Raw genomic sequence first — 22,065 nt, 5'->3', positions numbered from 1 at the left:
ATTGTGGCATGGCTCTAGTGGCTTTGAGCGATCAGTAGCTCATGATAATAACGTCCGGTATGAAGGCTGCTGGGGCCTAAGCGCACATATTTGAACATCAGGTACAGTTCGATAACCAGCAATACGGTGTAAAACAACGCAAAGCCGCCAATGCTAAACCAGAGCTGTTCAATGCTAAGGGTGGAAACGCTCATATGCGTCGGCAAAACGCCGGAAATCGTCCAGGGCTGGCGGCCGTACTCGGCGACAAACCAGCCGGTTTCCGCCGCGATCCAGGGCAATGGGATGCTCCAGACCGCCATGCGCATCAGCCAGCGTTTCTGGTCGGCATTGCGGACCGCGCAGTGGTAAAAAGCTGTGGCGAAGATAAACAGCATGGTAAAGCCGCAGACGACCATGATCCGGAAGGTCCAAAACAGCAGGGCTACCTTCGGGATTGTGTCATTGGCCGCCTTCTGGATCATCTCGGCATCGGCATCCACGACTTGGTCGGTGTATTTTTTCAGCAGCAGCCCGTAGCCTAAGTCATTTTTATGCGCATCAAAGCGCTGCCGGGTCTGCTCACTGTTATCTCCGTTGCGCAGCTTTTGCAGCTCGGCATATGCCACCATGCCGCTTTTGACGCGTTCGGCGCTTTCATTGCGAAGGTCTTTCAGGCCTTTCACATCTTCATCAATGGAACGGGTCGCTATCAATCCCAGCAGATAAGGCACTTTTACCGCCAAGTCGGTTCTTTCATTCTCCTGATCAGGCAGGCCGAACACCGTAAAGCTGGCTGGTGCGGGGCTGGTTTCCCATTCCGCTTCGATCGCCGCCAGTTTGATCTTTTGAGTCTCGCCGGAGGTATAGCCGCTTTCATCGCCGAGTACGATCACCGACAAAATGGAAGCCAGGCCAAATGCCGAAGCGATTGAAAACGAACGCCGGGCAAAGCCGACATCGCGTTTATTCAGCAAGTACCAGGAACTGATACCCAGCACAAACATCGAGCCGGTCACATAACCTGCAGCAACCGTATGGACGAACTTAACCTGGGCAACCGGGTTGAAAAAGACATCGGCAAAGCTGGTCATCTCCATGCGCAGCGTTTCGTAATTGAATTCAGCCCCGACCGGATGCTGCATCCAACCGTTGGCAATCAAAATCCACAGGGCTGACACGCTAGTACCTATCGCCAGCAGCCAAGTTACGACCAAATGCTGGACCTTGGAGAGTTTGTCCCAGCCGAAAAAGAACAGCCCAACAAAGGTGGACTCCAGGAAAAATGCCATCCAGCCTTCACTCGCCAGCAGCGGACCGAAAATGTCGCCGACGTAATGCGAGTAATAGGCCCAATTAGTGCCGAATTGGAATTCCAGCGTCAAGCCGGTGGTAACGCCCATGGCAAAGTTAATGCCGAACAGCTTGCCCCAGAATTTGGTCATATCCTTGTAGACCTCGCGGCCGGTCATGACATAGACCGACTCCATAATACCGAGGATAAAAGTCATGCCCAAGGTTAGCGGCACGAACAGAAAGTGATAAAGCGCCGTCAGACCGAATTGCATTCTGGACAGCATAACAACATCATCACCGAACATGGCTGAACTCCTTATAGGATTGAGATGGAAGACTTTGGATTGTTGAAGGTTGCTTGGCGGGCAGCGCAAGATGTTGCGCGATATCGGGTTTTGCCGGCGACGGTTTGCCTTCCCAGCGAAAAATCAGGAACCAAAGGCCAGTCAGTAGAATAATTTTGATCAATAATGCAATGCCGATTTCCCATCGTAGCAATCCGGGATGCGGCAGAATCCGGTTTATCTTGGCTGAACCATTCATGGCTCCTCCTCTATGGATTAATTGTTAAATCGGGAGTTAAAGCGTGACGTACATATTCATTGGTTATTAAATGGTTTACCGATAACGAGCGTTGATAAGGCCAGCAGCAGAATTGATCCGGATATCAGCAGAATCCCCGTATCGGCTTGGTGATGCGCCTGTATATCGGAAATAAGAAGTCTTGATAGTGCCGTGATGGCGATAAAGATCAGGCAGCGCACCGGCATCATGTTGGTTTTGAAGTAAATGCCGACCATGGCCCCCAGTTCAAGATAAATAAACAGCAGTAATATATCGCCTATGGTGGCATGCCCCTGACTGATCATGCCGGCATACGCGACCACTGCCGACCAGACTACGCTGGCGCCGATAACGAATAAGGCCAGATAGTGAAACACATCTATCAGCAAGCTGCCTAACTCATCGACAAACATTTTGCTTGTATCGCGAAACGCGTTAATCCTTTGTTTTTGCATATAACAGCCTTCATACACGTTGTTTATATCCCTCACCAGGGCGTCAACTGACAGAGCGGGCAAACTAGCCTAATTACTGTAACAGCTGAATCTAAAACGCCTCAGAAGCTACAGAACCCATCAGTTGAGTATCTCGGATAGCTTTAAACAAAGGTAAAAGGTAAAAGCTCAAACCCTAACTGAAAAGCATGGATTGCTTCTTTCTCAATATAATATATTAGTATTTTATTATTTACTAACTTTATTTTCCATGTCTGTTTTTTGCTGTTGTTATTTTTTATTTAAATATCTGTCATAAAAGACAAAGGTAAAATCCACTGATAAGCTCTGGCTTCAAAATGAGACAATGGAAAGCTCGTGATACATCATATTGGCTTAATTAAGAACAGCGCCCTATCATGGATTGGGAGAATAAATTGGGTGCCTGCGCTAAGGGATTTTTTAGGAATTAGATCGCCATCACTTCAGTGACATTGGTTCAGCCTTGTCAGCAATGCGCAGAATTTCCCAGAATGGGTAGAGCCTGCCGCCAAATAGAGCGACAGAAAAAATAAAGGACTAATGGTTTCTCATCCTGGGCAGGTGGCCTGTTGGACTGGCCGATATTTTACTTAGGCGATAGCCTCGATTGATATTCTCAGCAGCCTGATGCCAAAATGAACAGAAATACAATTATCATTGGTGCAGGCTCCAGGTGAACTGCAACAGATGCGCAGCAATGAGCGACTGATGACAAACTTTATCACTATATGCTGTTTTAGTTAAAAGTCTATTAAATTAATGTATAAAAATAAGAAACAATATGTATATGTTTTGCAATATTGTTAACGATAAAAGTCTAACGTATATTTGAGCTGCAATTTAAAAAAACCTTTCAAATTTTCTACTTTAATAAGGATTTACACATGAGCGACTTTTATAAAGATATTTTAACTGGGATTGTATTCGCTACCGGCCTTTTAGGCTTTGTTTCAGGAGAATTTATTATCTCATCTACACTGTTCGCAACAGCGGCCATTGCCAGCAATGTCAACCTGAACCGTAAACGGGCCAATGCTGGACACCTGCAATGCGAATAATCAACCTATTTAACAGGCTACCCGGATTACTTTCCCGTGTAGCAACTTAATAACTCCCAAGGCTTAACGGCCTTGGGAGTTTTTTATTTTTAGGCTATTCTTTCACAATTCCTCAAAGCCCTAGGCACTTCTATATTTCCTTTTTTTCGCAAAACCCTGCCTCACCCTTATTAAGTCTGATAAGGATAAATAAGCTGGTAAATCGATCGGTAATTGTCAAAATAACTGTCGCCTCAACAGTTAAATCAGGCCGCTTTTTTCAGCGCCTGCCGAATTATATTTTTGTCCTTCTGGTCAGGGTTCAAATAGACCTCAAGTACAGGCTCCCAATTTCGTGTTTTGTTCCGCCAGCGTTCCGGACGGCGCTTTTTGGCGGCTTCATAGGCCGCCTTTCGCTGTTTCAAAATCGCGAAGTCTTGTCCGCTATGCCGCTGATCTGGCGTGACAAACTGAATGGCGCTGTGCCGATGTTCATGGTTATACCAGTCCACAAAGCCCGCCACCCAGCGTCGGGCCTGATTCAAATCCGCAAAGGGGTGGACCGGATAGTCCGGCCGATATTTGAGGGTCTTGAACAAGGCTTCCGAATACGGATTATCATTGCTCACCGCCGGTCGCGAGAACGACGGCAGGATGCCCAAGGCCTGCAGGGTCGCCAGCATCGTGGCACCCTTCATGGGGCCGCCGTTGTCAGAATGCAAAGTCACCTGCTGACGGGGGATGCCTTCCCGCTGCACGATATCCCGCACAATGTCCGCCGCCCATTCGCTGCTTTCGCGTTCGTACACCTGCCAACCGACAATCTTGCGGCTGTAAACATCCATAAACAGATAAAGATACAGGAATACCCCTTTGACGGCCGTGGGCAGATAGGTAATATCCCAGCTGTACAGCTGATTGGGCGCCGTGGCCTTCAGGGCTTTCGGCTTGCGGCAGTCGGTGGCCGCCCGACTGGCCTGGCGATGCTGAAGTTGCTTCGCCTCGCGCAAGATCCGGTAGAAGGTCGATTCCGAAGCCAGATACTGACCCCGCTCGGCCAGAATCGGCACGATCTGGCTGGGCGCCAGCGCGGCAAATTCGGCCGAATTGGCTACCGACAACACGGACTGACGCTCCTGCTCACTGAGTTTGTTCGCGGGAATCAGCTGGCGGCCGCGACGACCGTCTTCCGCGACTTCACCCGATTGCTGCCAGCGCTGCAATGTGCGCAAGGTGATCCCCAATAAGTCGCAGGCTCGATGCCGACGGGCTCCGGCGGCGTGGGCTTCGTCTAGCCAAGACACAATTTGTTGGCGCTCTGACAGGGAAATCATGCGTCCTTTTCCTCCCAGAGCGCCTGATACTTTTTTTGCAGAACCAGTAAGGCCGCCGCTTCCGCCAAGGCTTTTTCCTTGCGCTTCAGCTCCCGCTGTAACGCTTGATGGCTCACTTGCAGTTCTCGCCAGTCAGCGCGACTGACGGCAGTCTCCGACGTGCCGGTTTCAAAGGCTTTACGCCAGGCGTGTAAATGATGCGGAAAAATCCCTTGTTCCCGGCACCAGGCATGCAATGTTTCCCCTGCCTTGCCCTGACTATCCAGGATCAGTTGAAAACGTTCGCTCTGATTCCAGTCTTGAGGTCGTTTTGTCATCAGGTCGGCTTGGCCCTCAACCACGTCTTTCGGTAATTTCATCCAGTTCTTCAACGTCCAGCTGTTTATGTTCAAGTCATCGGCAATCGCTTGAACGGTACGATCGCCCCGGTTATAAACTTTCTCCAACGCCTGTTGGCGAAAAGCTTTCGTATAATAAGTCTTCTTTTTCAATTTCATTACCTCTAATAGTCAATCAATGAAAATTAGAGGCGACAGTTATCCTGACACAGGGGGCCCTCCTCATAGAGTCCTTTAATGTCTTCCCAGTTGCTCTGGAAGCCTGTTCGAGGGTCGATTGGCTTGATATCTACGGTTACACTTTGTTTATGATCCTTGTTGGCTGTTGATAGATATGCAACTGAAGCGGGAATTCTGCGCGTGGATGGATTCAGGTATGCAACGCCTTCAAAATGATCGTCGACTTCGTCAATATTGATCATGATTTTCCCATCAGTGCTTCCCTGATAGACCCCTAGCCATTGCCCTCTCATTGCTGTTCCCGTCTCAATGCATAATTAACGATTATAAAGTTTCCGCATATCGTCCCTATTTTTAGCTCTTAAGGCAACAACGCTGTGAAGTTAGTTTGTTTATTAGCTATATACTATCCAAACCGGAATGCTATATAGTTCCAGAGATTAAAAATGTAATTAGGTAAAATAATCTGGCGTCGACTTGGCCGTCATCGGCAACTCAAATCTGGATGGCTACATCCAGCATACACCAGACGAAAACTGAAGATATGTGCTAATAGCTAGCACCACTGAATACTTAACCACCTACATCAATCATCAACACACAGCCACTTTGCACTTAAAAATATTAAGCCCATGAGCGCATATGCCATAGACCACTCCTACGCGGGTGTTAATGACAGGGCCGTATCGCTGACAGTCCAGCGGTAAGAGTGCATCAAACCGCAAGCTGATAGCAAACTGGCCGAGCCACTCCAGAGAGCCGCCTTGATAAAATGACGTTCGATAATCGCGACCGTCAACGCGGCCAGGATCATCGCAGTCATAATAAAGCCCTGCTCCAATACAAAGGCACCGTGAATCCAGATGTCCGCCTGCTGAAAGCGCGCTAGCGTCGTATCTGAAAATGCTGGCATGGGAGCGCCACCATAATCTGCCGCTCGGACACCACTTTTCGCCATAAAAGCGCCCCAAGCCGCAATGCCGGGCAGTAATCCCATCACAACCGCCGGTGCATGGTTTTTCGGGGTTTCCTGAAAAGCCTGCGCCGCAATGACAATACCGATCCACAAGACAATCGCCATGCCGGCATCGATCGGAATTGCCCAGGCGATGTAGGACAAACTGCCGGTTAAACAAATCAGTGTGATAAATGCACCGTTTAAAATCGAATAACCGGCGCGAGCTCCCATCGCTTTCCAGCCCGGATGGCCAATGTAAATTGTTGTCGGAAAGCAGGAGCCGAATAAACTGGCCGCTAATGTCCCGATACCATTGATAGCTAATGAAGACTGCGTGGAATAGCTGTCACCCGCCGCTTCGGCAGATTCGATATTTTGTAGGGAGCCAATGAGATTAAACAGCCCCATCAGGATAATGACCGATAGATAAGTTAAACTGTGTTCCGAAGCCAGCACTTCGAATAAATCACCAAGTACCGGTATAGGCAAGTACCAACTCAATTCATTATCAGGCCAGTCGCCGACTGGGGCCAGTCCCATTAGCCAGGCTAATAAGGCTCCTAATACTACAGCTACCAAGCCTCCCGGAATATTGCCGCGAAAACGCAGTCGGCCAAAATAGACTAAGAAAATCACGCCCAGCGTCACCAGGCCGACGACTGGATGCGCATAGGTACGAAATAAAAATCCCAAAGAGATAAACGTTAAAGCGATACCCGATAAAGTCGACAACAAAGCGGCCCGAGGCGTCGCTTTTCTTAACTTTTCCACAACAAAAGCCCCGCCTAATTCAATCAGACCGGAACCCAAACAAGCCAGCAAGCCGGCCTGCCAAGCGATATGCTCCGGATTTTCAGCGCCATTGGCCTCTGCCAGCATTTTTGCCGGCAGCATCACCAGGAAGATATAGGCAAATAAAGACACGGTATTGATACCGTAAGGCAAGGCGCAGACGTCGTGACGCCCTGTTGCCGTTGCCAATTGTTTGGCTTGATAAGCGTAAAAGACATTACCGATCAACAATGAAACTGCAGCGCCGGGCAGAATGTGGCGATAAATCAGCTCTTCTGAAAAACCCAGGACATGTTCACATAACCCCACAATAACCAGCAATTGCACAAGGTTATCCAGAGCCAAGCCAAAAAAACCGTCAAGATCGGCACGTACAAACCATCTCACTGCAAAACATCCCAATAAAAATCAAACAGAACAAAAATTGTGCCTATATAAATTAGGCGGCTCCAGTCGCAAAACAACATTTCTCGTCTGTAGAATCAGCCCAGTTCCTTGACTGGTTAACACCTCAACCACTTCTATCATTTCAGCGTCTCTTGTTGTTATTCATATAGACAAGCGCATTTAAAGCCGTCTTCTTTTAAGGCTAAAGCCCCATAACGCAGTATTTTCCAGCTGATAATTATAAAAGATAAAATCGGAAGGGTATCTCTAAATCCACCAGCATTCATCTTGAATGATGAGCGCAGGTAATATTGTGGAATGATTGTAGTAACCAACGACTGTTCTTCTGACATTGTTTTCTACCAAACGCTTAAAAGTCCGGTATTAAAAACCAATTTAAATTAAATGCTTAAAACAAGTTGGATTTTTTGCGATTTGATGCATTTTGAAGAGCCCCTCAGTTTTCCATAGAAATCTTTGGGCAATAAAAAAGGCCTTGGTAAATTACCTAAGGCCTTATTTTTACTTGGCTCCCCCGGACGGGCTCGAACCGCCGACCTAATGATTAACAGTCATCCGCTCTACCGACTGAGCTACAGGGGAATAAACTTTTCAACTTCGTCAATGGCGCGCCCGGAGAGATTCGAACTCCCGACCGCTCGGTTCGTAGCCGAGTACTCTATCCAGCTGAGCTACGGGCGCCTTATTGATCTGAACATTATCCTTTTTTACATCTTCCTTGTCAACTTTATTTTCTATTCAAAATTAAAATCAACATTCAAACACGTGGCGGAGAGAGAGGGATTCGAACCCTCGATGGGCGATAAAACCCATACTCCCTTAGCAGGGGAGCGCCTTCAGCCTCTCGGCCATCTCTCCTAAAACTGTTACTCTTCTGAACCGGTTAATCCTGTGGACTCAGCCTGTTCTTTTTTAATCCTTTCGTAAATCTCTTCCCTATGAACAGAGACTTCTTTTGGTGCGTTAACACCGATGCGAACCTGATTTCCTTTGACTCCAAGAACAGTGACTGTCACTTCATCACCGATCATCAAAGTCTCCCCTACCCGACGAGTCAAGATAAGCATGGCTTCTCCCTATGTCTATTTAAAAACCACTGTTCTTACACAGCATCCAACCAAGAACGACAATTATAGCAGCTTTTCCAGATAAATAAAGTCTAAGATTCTATTTCTTGATCTAATTTAAAAGCAGCATGTAATGCTCTGACCGCCAACTCCAGATATTTCTCATCAACAACGACGGATATTTTAATTTCCGATGTCGATATCATTCTAATATTTATCCCTTCTTTTGCAAGCGTTTTAAACATGGTGCTGGCAATACCGGCATGAGAACGCATGCCTACGCCTACAATTGAGACTTTTACGATGCTATCATCACCCGTAACCTTTCTAGCTCCAAGTTCTGCGCATACATTTTCCAACAAAGCTTTTGCTCTAGGATAATCATTACGATGCACGGTAAAAGTAAAATCCGTCGTCGCGTCATCGGCAATATTTTGGATGATCATATCGACTTCGATATTTGCATCAGCTATCGGTCCGAGAATTTTAAACGCGACACCTGGCAAATCAGGCACACCGGTAATGGTTAATTTTGCCTCGTCACGATTAAACGCGATTCCGGAAACTAAAGCACTTTCCATTTGTGATTCCTCATAGGTAATGAGCGTACCCTTACCTTCTGTAAATGATGATAATACTCTTAAAGCAACGTTATATTTGCCGGCAAACTCTACCGATCTAATTTGTAATACTTTTGAGCCTAAGCTGGCCATTTCCAGCATTTCTTCAAAGGTAATTTTATCAAGTCTGCGGGCTTTCGGTTCCACCCGGGGATCAGTGGTGTAAACACCATCCACATCCGTGTAAATATGACACTCATCGGCTTTTAAAGCGGCCGCCAAAGCGACTGCGGTTGTGTCAGAGCCTCCACGTCCTAGCGTTGTAATATTGTTGTGCTCATCAACGCCTTGAAAACCGGCGACAACCACTACTTTTCCTTCATCAAGATGAGCTCGCATGCGAATATCTTCAATATTGCGTATGCGTGCTTTCGTATGACTGCTATCGGTCAGGATTTTTACCTGCCCCCCCGTATAAGAGCATGCCGGGCACCCTATCGCATGCAGGGCCATACTTAGAAGCGAAACGGTGACCTGCTCTCCTGTTGAAAGCAGAACATCCATTTCTCTTTCGTTGGGCTGCTGCTGCATTTCTTTTGCCAACGCAACCAACCGATTGGTTTCGCCACTCATTGCAGATACGACGACAACAATCTGATCCCCCAGATCATGTGCTTTTTTTACTTTTTGTGCGACTGCTTTAATACGCTCGACAGAGCCTACCGATGTACCGCCAAATTTATATACATATAATGCCATTCACTATAACCTTATCTTCAAGCATTCATTTGCTCTTTGACCCAAGTCGGAACTTGAGCCAATGCCTCAGCCAACCTGGACGGATCATTGCCGCCGGCTTGAGCCATATCAGGCCGGCCGCCACCTTTGCCGCCGACTTTAGTCGCTACAAAATTAACCAGATTACCGGCTTTGACACGTCCCATCTGATCTTTGGAAACGCCTGCGCACAACATGACCTTGTCGCCTTCGACGACTGCCAGCACGATTGCAGAGCTGCCTAATTTGTTTTTCAATTGATCCACCATGTCGCGCATGGATTTAGGATCAACGTCGTCGAGCTTAATGGCTAATACCTTGATACCGTTAACATCAATAGCCTGAGAACTGATTTCATCGCCTGCCGAACTTGCTAGTTTTGCTTTCAAGCGTTCCAACTGCTTTTCCAGCGACCTGTTTTTTTCTATCAGCTGTTCGACCTTTTCAGACGTCTTTTCCGCTGAGCTTTTCAAAAGCCCTGCAATATTGTTCAACGCCTTGTCTCGACTTTCAATCCAATCAATACAAGCACCTCCGGTTACCGCCTCAATACGTCTGACACCGGCAGCAATACCTGTTTCGCTGATTATCTTAAAGCAACCTATATCTCCTGCCCGCTCAACATGTGTACCGCCACAAAGCTCGGTTGAGAACTCGCCGATTTTTAAAACCCTGACTTCATCACCGTATTTTTCGCCAAATAAGGCCATGGCCCCGGCATTTATGGCCTCATCTTTTGACATGATTTGCGCAGAAACGGAATTGTTCATACGGATCTGTTCATTAACTAAGCGCTCTATAGCAATAATCTCATCAGCCGTCACAGGCTCAAAATGCGAAAAGTCGAAACGCAAGCGCTCCGGATTAACTAGCGAGCCTTTCTGAGCCACGTGTTCACCCAAAATCTGCCTTAATGCCGCATGCAATAAATGCGTGGCCGAATGATTCAGCTCGGTTGCCTTTCTGTCTGCCTCACTGACACGCGCGTCGCACAGTTGCCCTTTGCTCAGTACTCCTGTAGCCACTTTGCCTTTATGCAAAAACAGATTACCGCCTTGCTTTTGCGTATCGGTGACTTCAAATATCGCGCCATCGGCTTCAATTTTACCGCAATCGCCAATCTGACCGCCGGATTCGGCATAGAAAGGCGTTTTATCCAGAACCACAATGCCTTCGTCACCTTCTTCGAGACTGTCAACCGGCTGACCTTTTTGATAAAGGCCAATGATATGCACCTGATCATCGAGTTGTCCGTATCCGGTAAACTCAGTCTGCACATCCAGCTTAATATCCTGATCATAATCGGCCCCGAAACTGCTGGCCAACCGCGCTCGCTCCCGTTGCTCAGCCATGGCCATTTCAAAACCGGCATGATCGACGGTAAGATGATTTTCACGGGCAAAATCAGCCGTCAAATCTACTGGGAAGCCATACGTATCATAAAGCTGGAATACCGTCTCGCCAGGAATCACCGAACCTTCCATTCTGGCTACACAAGCTTCGAGGATTTTCATGCCCTGCTCTAAAGTTTCAGCAAAGCGCCCTTCCTCCTTTTTCAGTACGCGTTCAACTTGCGCCTGGCCATTTTTAAGCTCGGGGAAAGCCTCGCCCATGGCTTCGACCAATGGCGCGACCAATTTATAAAAGAATACGTCGCGAATGCCTAGACGATAACCATGACGAATAGCCCGGCGAATGATGCGCCGAAGGACATAACCACGACCTTCATTTGAGGGCATGACGCCGTCAGCCACCAGGAAGGCGCAGGAACGGATATGGTCGGCGATTACCCGCAACGAGCTTTGCGTTAAATCGTTGGTTCCGGCAATCTCGGCTGCGGCCCGCAACAATTTCTGAAACAGATCAATTTCATAGTTGCTATGTACGCCTTGCATTACCGCGGAGATTCGCTCAAGCCCCATGCCCGTATCGACCGAAGGTTTAGGCAATGCATGCAGATTACCTTCGCTGTCTCGATCATATTGCATGAATACCAGATTCCAGATTTCGATATATCTGTCACCATCTTCTTCTGGCGAACCCGGAGGACCGCCGGCAATTTCTTCACCGTGATCATAAAAAATTTCGGTACAAGGCCCGCACGGCCCTACATCACCCATTGACCAGAAATTATCTTTGGCACCGATTCTTGAAAACCGGTTCGGATCGATGCCGACATCCTGCAGCCATATTTTTTCCGCTTCCGAGTCTTCCTCAAAAACAGTTACCCATAATTTCTGCGCCGGAATTTCCAACTCTCTCGTCAAAAAATCCCAGGCATAATGGATCGCTTCTTTCTTGAAATAATCACCGAAGCTGAAATTACCCAACATTTCAAAAAAGGTATGATGGCGTGCCGTATAACCGACATTTTCCAAATCGTTATGCTTCCCGCCGGCCCTCACGCAACGCTGACTAGTCACCGCTCGGTTGAAATCACGCTGCTCTCTGCCCAGGAATACATCTTTAAACTGCACCATGCCGGCATTGGTGAATAACAATGTCGGGTCATTGCCGGGCACCAGAGAACTTGAAGGCTGTACAGAATGTCCTCGTTCACGAAAGAATTCCAGAAAAGCGGTGCGCAATTCTGAGCTAGTCATTTTTTTCATGGTAATGGTAAATAAATGATTTTTAAAACTAAAATTTATTCTTGTTAATATTCAAATGATCAAACAAAGCGCTGATCATTTCACCAGTAAAGCCGCGATGCAACAAAAATCGACTGCGTTTTGCCCACTCATTTCGATCCAGATTCTTTTTATGATTGTATTTCTTGCTGTAAACCTGCTCCAGCAAATCCATCCAACTATTGGCGGATTCCTGCAAAACTGCGTCTAAATCAATCTCGTCCACGCCATTTTGTCGCAGTTCATACTCAATGCGGACAGGCCCATAGCCTTTCTGCATACGATAGCGGGCATAGTTTTGCGCATAACGCTGATCATTTTGCCAACCTTGTTGTGCTAATTCACCAATGACAGCCAGTATGTCTTCCCTATCAAAACCTTTGCCTGTCAATTTATTGAGCAATTCTTTCCGGCTATGATCTCTGCGCCCCAGTAATCGCAGGCAAGTTTCTTTAATTTCCTTATAAACGTCATTCACAACAGGCGGTGATTAATAAAGACTACTCGCCTTCATCAGTCAATGCTGGCTCTTCACTGAGCCCGGCCTTTCGGCCAAACGCTTCGGCTCGTATTTTGTTTTCGATTTCTTTGGCCTTGTCTGGATGTTCTTTCAAGAAGGCTTTAGCATTGTCTTTGCCTTGACCGATTTTTTCATCGCCGTAACTGTACCAGGACCCCGACTTTTGAATGAAACCGTAATTCACTCCTAAGTCGACCAATTCACCCAGAAACGAGACCCCCTCATTATACAAAATCTCGAATTCGGCCTGTTTAAAAGGCGGAGCGACTTTGTTTTTAACTACTTTTACGCGGGTTTCGTTGCCAATCACTTCTTCGCCTTTTTTAACCGAACCGATACGCCGAATATCCAGTCGCACTGAGGAGTAAAACTTAAGCGCGTTACCGCCGGTCGTTGTTTCAGGACTACCGAACATGACTCCGATTTTCATCCTGATCTGGTTAATAAAAATAACCAGTGTATTAGAGCGCTTAATATTGGCGGTCAATTTCCTTAATGCCTGAGACATCAAACGCGCCTGCAGTCCCATATGGGAATCGCCCATATCGCCTTCAATTTCGGCTTTGGGCGTCAAGGCTGCGACCGAGTCGACGACGACGACATCAACAGCACCGGAACGCACCAGCATATCGGTAATTTCCAGGGCCTGTTCGCCCGTATCGGGCTGAGACACCAGCAGATCGTCAACATTGACGCCGATTTTTTCAGCATATCCGGGGTCCAATGCATGTTCGGCATCGACAAATGCCGCCGTGCCGCCGAGTTTTTGCATTTCAGCAATGACCTGCAGTGTCAGGGTAGTCTTGCCGGATGATTCAGGTCCATAAATTTCCACGATACGGCCGCGCGGCAAGCCCCCACAACCTAGCGCAATATCCAAGCCCAGAGAACCCGTAGAAACCACTTCAATATCACGCGAGGCAGCCACATCACCCATACGCATGACAGAGCCTTTGCCGAACTGTTTTTCTATCTGCATCAACGCTGCACCCAGCGCCTTCTTCTTGTTCTCGTCCATTGTTTATGTCCTGTATATTGGAAAGGAAGTATCACCCAATCAAACTGTTTATTATCACATAGAGATATGCGTTCGGGTAGTTTTGATTTTGAAATCAGGCTTTATCCTCTATGATGTTAAATTTATTCACTTTTAGACAGCATAGTCCAAGCGAGTTCCGCCATGTTTCTTGACCCCCCGCCTTCGCCTAACTGCGCTTTAATCTGAGCCAAATTATCGCGCATCGCGCAGGCATAAACCTTGTCAGTCAAAATCCGATCAACTTCCGCGACCAGATTTGCCGAAGTTGCCTCATGCTGGATAAACTCCTGTACAATCCCCTTGCCGGCGACAATATTCGGCAATCCAATAAACGGCGTGTTCACGAGCCATCTGCCAAGCAGATAGGTTAACGGCGAAAGCTTATAAGTGATAACCATGGGCACGGTTAACAAAGCGATTTCCAGCGTTACCGTACCCGAGGTCGTCATAACCACATCGCAGCATTGAATCACATCATAAGGCTGATTTTTTACCGTGGTGATTTTAATCGGCGACTTGCTCAGAAATTCTTCGAGTAGTGCATCACTGATTGAATCGGCCTGCGGCAGCAGAAACCGGACTTCAGACATACCGGCTTGAATTTTTTCGGCGGCTTCCAGCATGACCGGCAGCATGCGCTTGATCTCATTGGCCCGACTACCCGGCAATATTCCGATAACCGTCTGTTTCTGATCCAGACCAAAACGCGCTAAATCCTCTTCTTTTGAATGCCGGGCATGGACTTTATCCACAGACGGATGCCCAACATAGCGAACCGGCACATTTTCGGCTTCGTAATAAACCGTTTCGAAAGGAAAGATAACAGCCATCATATCGATGACGTCGCCGTATTTTTTGACTCGCCCGGGACGCCAGGCCCACACCTGCGGACTGACATAAAACAGTACTTTGATACCGCATTGCTTGGCGTATCGCGCCAGTTTGAAGTTAAATTCCTTATAATCGACACAAACCAGCAAATCCGGCCGCTCATCCGAAATTATTTTCTGCATGAGCTTTAATGCGCGACGGATTTCGCCATAATGCTTTATCACTTCGACAAGACCAATCACGGCGATATTCGACGAATCATAACGAATATCAATACCCGCCTGAGCCATTTTTGCTCCGCCCATGCCAATACCTTGGATATCAGGTTGATATTTGCGCAACTCCAGAAACATATTGGCAGCATGCTGATCACCGGAAGACTCGCCAGCGCTGAACAGGACAGTGAATGGTTTGTTTTGTGACAAGAAATAACCTATCGAATAAATATATTAGGGACCGCCAAACAAAAGGCCGACTAAAAGTCGGCCTTCATTGATATTGCATCAGTCTTATCGCTTGATCAATCTTGCGATAATTTTAAGCGGTCAAAACCTCGCGAATAACACTGACAATTTCCTTGACAGTCGCATCAGCCAGATAAGGACAGATCGGCAAGGAGAAGCAGTTAGCCGCAACAGATTCGGTCGCGGGCAGACTCAAACCCGCGCATTCCTGTTTGAATACATTTTGCTTATGCAACGGCACCGGATAATACACAGCGCAGCCTATTTGCTTGTCCTGCAGAGCTTTCAAGACATCATCCCGACGATCGCACAGCAAAGTGTACTGATGATAAACGTGCTCGCCAAGGCCATCTTCAAACGGTGCCGTCAATGGCAGATCGGCCATTAATTCGGAATAAAGATGCGCTGCATGACGACGGCCTTTATTGTATTGATCAATACGTTTCAACTTGGCTCTTAAAATCACCGCCTGCATGTCATCGAGACGACTGTTATAACCGATGACATCATGGTAGTAACGCACGTCAGAGCCGTGGTTGCGAAGCCTTTTAATTTTGGCAGCGGTTTCGTCAGAGTTTGTCACAACCAGTCCGCCATCACCGAAGGCCCCCAAGTTTTTGCTCGGGAAAAAGCTGAAGCCGGCGGCATGACCGATAGCACCGGTTTGTTTACCATTAATGCTGGCTCCAAACGATTGGCAGCAGTCTTCAATCAGCTTCAGGTTATGCTGATCGCATAATTTCTGAATTTTAACCATATCGGCCGGTTGACCGAACAAATGCACCGGCATAACAGCTTTGGTTTTTGGCGTAATGGCTTTTTCTATGGCTTCCGGCGAGATATTGAAGGTCTTCGGGTCGATATCGACAAAGACCGGTTTAGCGCCGACGTATTTGATCGCTTCGGCCGTGGCAATAAAAGTGAAGGCGGTAGTAATAACTTCGTCACCTGCGCCGATACCCTCGGCAATTAACGCCAGATGCAGCGCATCGGTTCCTGAAGCCACGCCAATGGCATGTTTGACGCCCAGATACTCGGCCGCTTCTTTTTCAAATGCCTGGACATTAGGCCCTAAAATAAATGAGCAGTTTGCTATTGTCTCAGCCAGACCTTGCTCAATTTCATCTTTAATTTCAGCGTATTGAGCTTTCAGGTTTACCATTGGTATCATGTTTTTATTGCCTTTTATTTATTCAGAAATCTTGTAGCGTAATACAAAAAAGCGGTTATTTATCGCCTAACAAGCGCGTAATCTGTATCGCTGTCTCGAGCGCTCTTTTGCCGGCTTCGCCGGATACCAGAGGATTTTCTCCGGTATGAATGCAATTGATGAAATGCTTAATTTCTTCCAGCAAGGCATCGCCACTTTCAAAAACGGATTCTTCCGTTTCTATTTCGGGAATACCGGGGAACATTTCCTTGGTGCCGGTACGGTGTTTGGTCAGAACACGGTTTTGGAAATCCACTGACACGTATGAATGAGGACGGAACATGCGCATTTTACGTTCCATCTTCATGCTGATACGACTGGCGGTCACGTTTGCTACGCAACCGTTTTTAAACAATAGCCTGGCATTAGCAATATCGGTACCCTGAGTCAGCACTGGCGTACCGCTAGCATCGATGCGCTCTACTTCGGAATCTACCAGCGCCAGAATAATATCGATGTCATGAATCATTAAATCCAGCACCACGCTGACATCATTGGCGCGGGGATTAAAAGGCGATAAGCGGTGAGATTCGATAAACAGCGGTTTTTCCTCGTTATCGAGGCCCAATACGGCCGGGTTAAACCGTTCCAGATGCCCCACTTGCAGAATCAGATTCTTTGCCTTGGCAATCGCTATCAATTCGTCGGCTTCCTCAACCGTTACAGTAATCGGTTTCTCGACCAGCACATGCGCGCCATTTTCAAGAAAATCCTTTGAAACCCTATGGTGCAGCGTTGTCGGCACGACGATACTGACTGCATCGACTTCACCAAGCAAAGGTTTGTAATCTGTCAGCGCCTTGGCACCATATTGTCCGGCAACATCGCTAGCTGCCGCCTCATTAATATCAACAACGGCAACCAGCTCGCAATCAGGCAGTGCTGCGTATTTCTGTGCGTGGAATTTCCCCAAATAGCCTGTACCAATAACAGCGCATTTTATTTTTTTCATGTAATTACTTTATATTTTGTTCAACTTATATCCCAACAAGAAGTCTTGATAACAACAAAGACATCGCGATGTTATCTGCTCTGCTACAGGATAAAATGGGGTATTGTAAACTATCAGGCTATATTCAGAAAATTTTGTACAGCTGTCCCATCCATAAAAAGCTGAATGTTGTTTAGGTTTTTCATCGATCGCCGGGGTAATTTAGCCGCGCTGCGGTTTACCTATATAATAACCTTGTGCGTAATCAATACCGAACTCCTTGAGGATAGTTAAAATAGCTTCATTTTCGGTAAATTCCGCCACTATCTTTTTGCCAAATGTATGCGCAACCCCGGTCAAAGCTTTAACAAATAGCTTATCGTCCTCGCGTTTATCGATTTGCCTGATAAAGGAGCCGTCAATCTTGACGTAATCAATAGGAAAATGCTTTAAACAGTAGAACGAAGAAAAATTGGCCCCGAAATTATCCAGAGCAAAAACAGAACCTAAGGCTTTGATCCTATCAATTAGTATTTTAGTAGCCGCCAAGTTAGAAAACGCCGTTGTTTCAGCAATTTCAAAAATGATCTTTGCAGGATTAACCTCAGGCATATTTAGGAACTGGGAAATATCATCAAAGAACATCGGATCATTGAGTGATTGCCCGGACAAATTGACTGTCAGCTTATAATCCTGACCCTGACGTTCAAGTTCAATATGTTTTTGCACGACTTTTTTCAACACCAATCGATCAATTTGTCCACTTAAGCCTAACTCTTCCGCATGCCCTATAAAGTCCACCGGCATAATCAATTGTTCATCATCCTGACGTAGCCGAATCAAACATTCGAAATGACTGATTGCATTGGTTTTGATATTAAGGATAGGTTGATAGAACAGTACAAACTTGTCATTAGCGATAGCATCTTCGAGGGTTTCGCGCCAATATAGCATCCGGTTTAATCTAATCGGATAGTCAAAATCGGGAGAAAAAATATGGTATCGTCCTCCGCCCGCAGCCTTTGCCTGGCACATGGCAAGATTTGCATTAGCTAATAACTCATTAGGTGTCATGCCATGTTGAGGGAAAATGGCAATACCCAAACTGGCGCTGAGCTGATAATTTTTTTCGTTAAAGCTGAAACCCAGCTCCATGATTACTTCATTAATTTTTTTAGCCATGCGTTCAATGCCCTCTAAATCTCCATGAGGCATGACTAACGCAAATTCGTTACCCCCTATTCGGGAGAATAAATCAGTTGAGCGTAGAGTGTTCTTAAGTTCTCTGACAATGCGCACGAGTATTTGATCGCCAATATCATAGCCACTGCTGTCATTAACATCTTTGAATTTATCCAGATCCATATAAACCAAAGCAACATGATGATCATAGCGCTGGGCCGAAGTCAGAATAAAGGCAAGTTCCTCTTGGAATTTCTTACGATTAATCAAGCCAGTCAAATAATCATAAGTGGGCATTCTGAGGTTTTTTTCTTCAGCAATTTTGCACGCGCTGATGTCCACACCTAAGGTCAAAATCACCGCTTCATTATTATCGTCATTCGATTTCAGCAGTGTGTGCAACCAAGATACATTCAGCAGCTTGCCGGATTCGGTCAATAAAAGCCCGTCAACCTGAAATCGGCCAGAACGCTCGCCCAATCTTAATTGATTTAATTTATTCAGATGCTCCTTATCCGATTCCGGCAGGAAAGCATCAAACACCTTACCGATTATGGATCGGCTATCGGCCTCAAACTCATCAACGCCAGCCTGATTAATCGTCAAAATTATACCGTTCAATTTTTGAGTGATGATGATGATGGGCGCCACTTCAACTAATTGTCGGATAAAGTCCCTTTCTTTTCCGAGGGCTTGACTTTTTTCCAGCAACTTAAGCGTATTGCTGCGCACCTCCAACTCCAGACGTTCCAACTGGTCCGATAAGGTAAAGGCTATATCATTTAACTTATCCAGTTCATCGTAGCCCAAAAAATTAGAAAAGGTTTTAAATGCTATCTGTTTTTTAAATTCCTCATATTGATTCTGCGATAATAAAGGTAAGGCCTGTGAAAGTTGAGTAACACGTCGTAATGATAAATGCAGAACCACTGTCAACAACATGAGTGAGACCAGGAAACTGATAATGCTTTGGAACCAGACTTGCCTCAGATCTTCGTTAAAGCCTTTGAAATCGGCAGTAATATCATCCACAAACAGAAAAAAAGGTGGCCCTGCCGCCTCTTGATGAACGGGGAAAACTCTAACCTCAAAGACAGAATTATCCAATTTTATTGTTTTGCTGTGATCCAATAATTCATCAATCGTAAAATTCTTGGAAATATAGTCGAATACCGGTATATTTTTTTCAGGCAATGTCATTCCGGACAGTTTATACGGCCATTGATGCGCCCCTGTCGCTTCATCAATAATTAAAAGACCGATATCCGAATGCGTTGCACGCTTGTATTTAATGATAACATCAGCGAATGACCGAATGACGCTAAAAGCACCGGCAGTTTCCGAGTCTTTCATGACCGGCGTAACAGCCTGTTGAAAACAGGTGTGAGGACAAAAAATCTGATGCGCCGGCGCTTCATTGCGCAGAACCTGTTTAACAGTCGAATTTACGGTAACCAGTTGACTACCCCAGGACTTTACAGGCTGGGCTTGTTTATCAAAAAAAGTGACATTTTCCATATCCCAACTGAATTGCCATTTCGATAAAGTTTCATCCACCACTGATAATGCCTGATATCGTAGCTTCTCTTGAGATGAGAGCAGATCAATCAATGATAACAGCTCACCAAATTGCTCTAGCACCAGAAATGAGTCTTCAGTTAATGCTTTAGCAACATTGATGTGGTTATTTTGAATTTTTCTCCGATCTATCTCAAAATTATCTATAGCATCCAGATAGGAAAAATAGGAAAAAACACTGTGTAATATCAAAAAGACACTACCAAACAGAATAGCTAACTTCCATCTCAGGCTAATAAAAATTCCTTTAATATTCATTTGCTTAATTAAAACCTAAATGATAGTTGCAATCCATACAAATCCCAGTCCTGCACGGTCGAATTTCTATCGGGATTATCCGCCTGAGGTAGCCATGCGGTGCCATGAACCCGATGATACTCCGCTCTTAACATCCACGATGTCGCCAGATCCCAGCGCAAACCGAACATCCAGTCATTAGCATAGGCGATATGATTAGGCACCCCTAACTCAGTTATACGCCGCCCTCCTCTATCATTCATGTCATTATAAAGAACATCATAGCGAACGTTTGCCTGCAACTGTGGCAAAATCTGATAACCGCCCTGAACGTACCAGCTTTCCGTTATCGATTTAAAATCCGGAAAAGCAGCTCCGAAATCACTGAAGTTGTTCCATCGATAGTCATATTCACCTGTTAATGAGAATTTTTCGCCGTTGTATTGAGCGGAAAATACCAATGGTTGAACATGCGCATTGCCGTTCAAAAACGTCTCACCGGCTACAGACCGATATTCAAGCTCAAGATCCACATAACTCACGGCAAAAACATACTCTCCGCCATTAATCTCATAATTAAGCTGCGCAGCAAAAGCTGGTTGCGCCTGAAATTCACCTTTAGCCTCGGATCCGAGTATGCTTGACCGTATCTCATTGCTATTCCCTGACGGGACGCCGACATTAAATTTAAGGGAGAAATCGCCATAACGCGTACGTTGTTCCGCATAAAGCGAGCCGCCATCCGAAGATATCAATAACGAACGGGAGCGATCGAAATAGATTCCTTGAGGTAATAGTATAGTGGGATGTGTAAAAGAAACATCCCGAGTTTCATTATATAAACCGTACGGTGTCTTGATCCGGCCTGCGCGAATACCGACCCTGCTGCTTTCATAATTTAATAACGTCAAATCGGCCAAACCATAATCAAGACTTACACTGCCTCGATCTACGTCGCCATTACGTCGATATAAACCTTGAGCTGAAAATCTTAATTGATCAATCGGTTGATAAGAGCCATTCAGACCTATTTCAGTCAGTCCGGGCGTTATTCCATCGTCACTTTGCCCAAAAATATTGTTATCAGATGAGTGAAAAAAACCCTGTGTTAAAAAACCATGAAACTCAATTTCATCAGGCACAATATTGGCTTGCGCAATACCGGACACGCAGAACAAGCCCAACAACAAAATACCGTTATTGATATTCAAACAAGCGTATTTTTTCATTGTCCGGTCTGTTATTTAAATACCCGATTGCATAGGGGGTATTGGCTATTTTATCAATCATTTCCTGTTCTGAATCCAGCTGAACGGGTATCGCGCCTGTCCCTGAGAAAAGCATTCTGTCCCATATCCTCCTGAGCTGATGCGGAAACATATTAAGATTATTTTTAACGAAATCCTTATGAAGGAGATCGCTGTCGGATAAAGTAAAAACCTTTATTTGCTCGCCATTAGGCCAGAATCGTTGCCGCATCATAAAGACGGCACGAATGTCTGCCAGTGTATATTGCTTTGAGGGTACTGTTGAATTAACGACTATTTCAGCCGCATTGACCGAAGAACACCCCATTGTCGAGACGATAATGCCGACTCTTATGAAACTAATCAGTTTAATATAGACAAACTGCAGCAACGTCAAGGAATCCATTAATTTTTAAACAGCATGAGTCTT

Annotated in this window: 18 protein-coding genes, 3 tRNA genes and 1 pseudogene; 1 reads left to right on the top strand and 21 read right to left on the bottom strand. The window is 46.1% G+C overall.

Annotation, left to right across the window (positions count from 1 at the left end; translation table 11 throughout):
• Positions 1–14 precede the first annotated feature (14 nt).
• Genes METLU_RS0105255 through METLU_RS0105245 form a run of 3 tightly spaced genes read right to left on the bottom strand, consistent with a single transcriptional unit; the run spans position 15 to position 2,294 of the window.
• The gene (locus tag METLU_RS0105255) at positions 15–1,580 is read right to left on the bottom strand and encodes a cytochrome ubiquinol oxidase subunit I (RefSeq protein ID WP_027157314.1); all 1,566 of its coding nucleotides are present in this window, start codon (positions 1,578–1,580) and stop codon (positions 15–17) included.
• Positions 1,570–1,818, bottom strand: coding sequence for a cytochrome oxidase putative small subunit CydP (gene cydP / locus METLU_RS0105250; RefSeq protein WP_027157313.1), 249 nt, complete (start codon positions 1,816–1,818; stop codon positions 1,570–1,572). The genes METLU_RS0105255 and cydP overlap by 11 nt, the downstream gene beginning before the upstream one ends.
• A 56-nt stretch (positions 1,819–1,874) precedes the next feature.
• Complete coding sequence (locus tag METLU_RS0105245) at positions 1,875–2,294, bottom strand: phosphate-starvation-inducible protein PsiE (protein WP_027157312.1); 420 nt, start codon at positions 2,292–2,294, stop codon at positions 1,875–1,877.
• Between the two features lie 905 nt (positions 2,295–3,199).
• Here METLU_RS0105245 and METLU_RS28265 point away from each other — a divergent pair.
• Positions 3,200–3,373, top strand: a complete 174-nt coding sequence (locus METLU_RS28265) for a hypothetical protein (RefSeq protein WP_196806501.1) — start codon at positions 3,200–3,202, stop codon at positions 3,371–3,373.
• A 245-nt stretch (positions 3,374–3,618) separates the two neighbouring features.
• Here the strand turns inward: METLU_RS28265 and METLU_RS0105235 are convergent.
• From METLU_RS0105235 to METLU_RS0105145, 18 genes and pseudogenes are all read right to left on the bottom strand, one after another.
• Positions 3,619–5,183 (bottom strand): annotated as a pseudogene (locus METLU_RS0105235) (IS3 family transposase).
• A 26-nt stretch (positions 5,184–5,209) separates the two neighbouring features.
• The gene (locus METLU_RS0105225; RefSeq protein ID WP_155920458.1) at positions 5,210–5,446 is read right to left on the bottom strand and encodes a hypothetical protein; all 237 of its coding nucleotides are present in this window, start codon (positions 5,444–5,446) and stop codon (positions 5,210–5,212) included.
• A 416-nt stretch (positions 5,447–5,862) separates the two neighbouring features.
• Positions 5,863–7,341, bottom strand: coding sequence for a SulP family inorganic anion transporter (locus tag METLU_RS24540; RefSeq protein ID WP_196806500.1), 1,479 nt, complete (start codon positions 7,339–7,341; stop codon positions 5,863–5,865).
• A 158-nt stretch (positions 7,342–7,499) separates the two neighbouring features.
• Positions 7,500–7,694 (bottom strand): hypothetical protein, encoded by a 195-nt coding sequence (locus METLU_RS27780; protein ID WP_155920455.1) that lies wholly within the window; start codon positions 7,692–7,694, stop codon positions 7,500–7,502.
• 174 nt (positions 7,695–7,868) lie between these two features.
• Positions 7,869–7,944, bottom strand: a tRNA-Asn gene (locus tag METLU_RS0105210).
• A 22-nt stretch (positions 7,945–7,966) separates the two neighbouring features.
• Positions 7,967–8,043, bottom strand: a tRNA-Arg gene (locus METLU_RS0105205).
• 85 nt (positions 8,044–8,128) lie between these two features.
• A tRNA-Ser gene (locus METLU_RS0105200) sits at positions 8,129–8,220 on the bottom strand.
• A gap of 8 nt (positions 8,221–8,228) precedes the next feature.
• On the bottom strand, positions 8,229–8,429 hold the full coding sequence (csrA, locus tag METLU_RS0105195) for a carbon storage regulator CsrA (protein ID WP_027157308.1): 201 nt from the start codon (positions 8,427–8,429) through the stop codon (positions 8,229–8,231).
• Between the two features lie 92 nt (positions 8,430–8,521).
• Positions 8,522–9,748, bottom strand: coding sequence for an aspartate kinase (locus METLU_RS0105190; RefSeq protein WP_027157307.1), 1,227 nt, complete (start codon positions 9,746–9,748; stop codon positions 8,522–8,524).
• A gap of 17 nt (positions 9,749–9,765) precedes the next feature.
• Entirely contained in the window at positions 9,766–12,378 is a 2,613-nt protein-coding gene (alaS, locus tag METLU_RS0105185) for an alanine--tRNA ligase (RefSeq protein ID WP_027157306.1), read from the bottom strand.
• Between the two features lie 28 nt (positions 12,379–12,406).
• On the bottom strand, positions 12,407–12,874 hold the full coding sequence (locus tag METLU_RS0105180; protein WP_051299786.1) for a regulatory protein RecX: 468 nt from the start codon (positions 12,872–12,874) through the stop codon (positions 12,407–12,409).
• A 22-nt stretch (positions 12,875–12,896) separates the two neighbouring features.
• The gene (gene recA / locus METLU_RS0105175) at positions 12,897–13,934 is read right to left on the bottom strand and encodes a recombinase RecA (protein WP_027157304.1); all 1,038 of its coding nucleotides are present in this window, start codon (positions 13,932–13,934) and stop codon (positions 12,897–12,899) included.
• A gap of 122 nt (positions 13,935–14,056) precedes the next feature.
• On the bottom strand, positions 14,057–15,211 hold the full coding sequence (gene lpxB / locus METLU_RS0105170; RefSeq protein ID WP_027157303.1) for a lipid-A-disaccharide synthase: 1,155 nt from the start codon (positions 15,209–15,211) through the stop codon (positions 14,057–14,059).
• Positions 15,212–15,323: 112 nt separating this feature from the next.
• Positions 15,324–16,421: a DegT/DnrJ/EryC1/StrS family aminotransferase gene (locus tag METLU_RS0105165; protein ID WP_027157302.1), complete on the bottom strand. Its 1,098-nt coding sequence runs from the start codon at positions 16,419–16,421 to the stop codon at positions 15,324–15,326.
• A gap of 55 nt (positions 16,422–16,476) precedes the next feature.
• On the bottom strand, positions 16,477–17,412 hold the full coding sequence (locus METLU_RS0105160; RefSeq protein WP_027157301.1) for a Gfo/Idh/MocA family protein: 936 nt from the start codon (positions 17,410–17,412) through the stop codon (positions 16,477–16,479).
• Positions 17,413–17,613: 201 nt separating this feature from the next.
• Entirely contained in the window at positions 17,614–20,409 is a 2,796-nt protein-coding gene (locus METLU_RS0105155) for a bifunctional diguanylate cyclase/phosphodiesterase (protein WP_027157300.1), read from the bottom strand.
• A gap of 8 nt (positions 20,410–20,417) precedes the next feature.
• Positions 20,418–21,617: a porin gene (locus tag METLU_RS0105150; RefSeq protein WP_027157299.1), complete on the bottom strand. Its 1,200-nt coding sequence runs from the start codon at positions 21,615–21,617 to the stop codon at positions 20,418–20,420.
• Positions 21,586–22,026, bottom strand: coding sequence for a hypothetical protein (locus METLU_RS0105145; protein ID WP_231383551.1), 441 nt, complete (start codon positions 22,024–22,026; stop codon positions 21,586–21,588). The genes METLU_RS0105150 and METLU_RS0105145 overlap by 32 nt, the downstream gene beginning before the upstream one ends.
• Between the last annotated feature and the right edge of the window lie 39 nt (positions 22,027–22,065).

It is taken from the genome of Methylobacter luteus IMV-B-3098 (assembly GCF_000427625.1).
Classification (GTDB): domain Bacteria; phylum Pseudomonadota; class Gammaproteobacteria; order Methylococcales; family Methylomonadaceae; genus Methylobacter; species Methylobacter luteus.
Note: the sequence above shows the minus strand (reverse complement) of the source record. Positions and strands in the feature narration are given on the sequence as shown.

Coding starts and splice junctions, on each gene's coding strand:
- METLU_RS0105255 (WP_027157314.1), bottom strand. CDS start 1,580: ATGTTCGGTGATGATGTTGTTATGCTGTCCAGAATGCAATTCGGTCTG.
- cydP (WP_027157313.1), bottom strand. CDS start 1,818: ATGAATGGTTCAGCCAAGATAAACCGGATTCTGCCGCATCCCGGATTG.
- METLU_RS0105245 (WP_027157312.1), bottom strand. CDS start 2,294: ATGCAAAAACAAAGGATTAACGCGTTTCGCGATACAAGCAAAATGTTT.
- METLU_RS28265 (WP_196806501.1), top strand. CDS start 3,200: ATGAGCGACTTTTATAAAGATATTTTAACTGGGATTGTATTCGCTACC.
- METLU_RS0105225 (WP_155920458.1), bottom strand. CDS start 5,446: ATGATCAATATTGACGAAGTCGACGATCATTTTGAAGGCGTTGCATAC.
- METLU_RS27780 (WP_155920455.1), bottom strand. CDS start 7,694: ATGTCAGAAGAACAGTCGTTGGTTACTACAATCATTCCACAATATTAC.
- csrA (WP_027157308.1), bottom strand. CDS start 8,429: ATGCTTATCTTGACTCGTCGGGTAGGGGAGACTTTGATGATCGGTGAT.
- METLU_RS0105190 (WP_027157307.1), bottom strand. CDS start 9,748: ATGGCATTATATGTATATAAATTTGGCGGTACATCGGTAGGCTCTGTC.
- alaS (WP_027157306.1), bottom strand. CDS start 12,378: ATGAAAAAAATGACTAGCTCAGAATTGCGCACCGCTTTTCTGGAATTC.
- recA (WP_027157304.1), bottom strand. CDS start 13,934: ATGGACGAGAACAAGAAGAAGGCGCTGGGTGCAGCGTTGATGCAGATA.
- METLU_RS0105165 (WP_027157302.1), bottom strand. CDS start 16,421: ATGATACCAATGGTAAACCTGAAAGCTCAATACGCTGAAATTAAAGAT.
- METLU_RS0105160 (WP_027157301.1), bottom strand. CDS start 17,412: ATGAAAAAAATAAAATGCGCTGTTATTGGTACAGGCTATTTGGGGAAA.
- METLU_RS0105155 (WP_027157300.1), bottom strand. CDS start 20,409: ATGAATATTAAAGGAATTTTTATTAGCCTGAGATGGAAGTTAGCTATT.
- METLU_RS0105150 (WP_027157299.1), bottom strand. CDS start 21,617: ATGAAAAAATACGCTTGTTTGAATATCAATAACGGTATTTTGTTGTTG.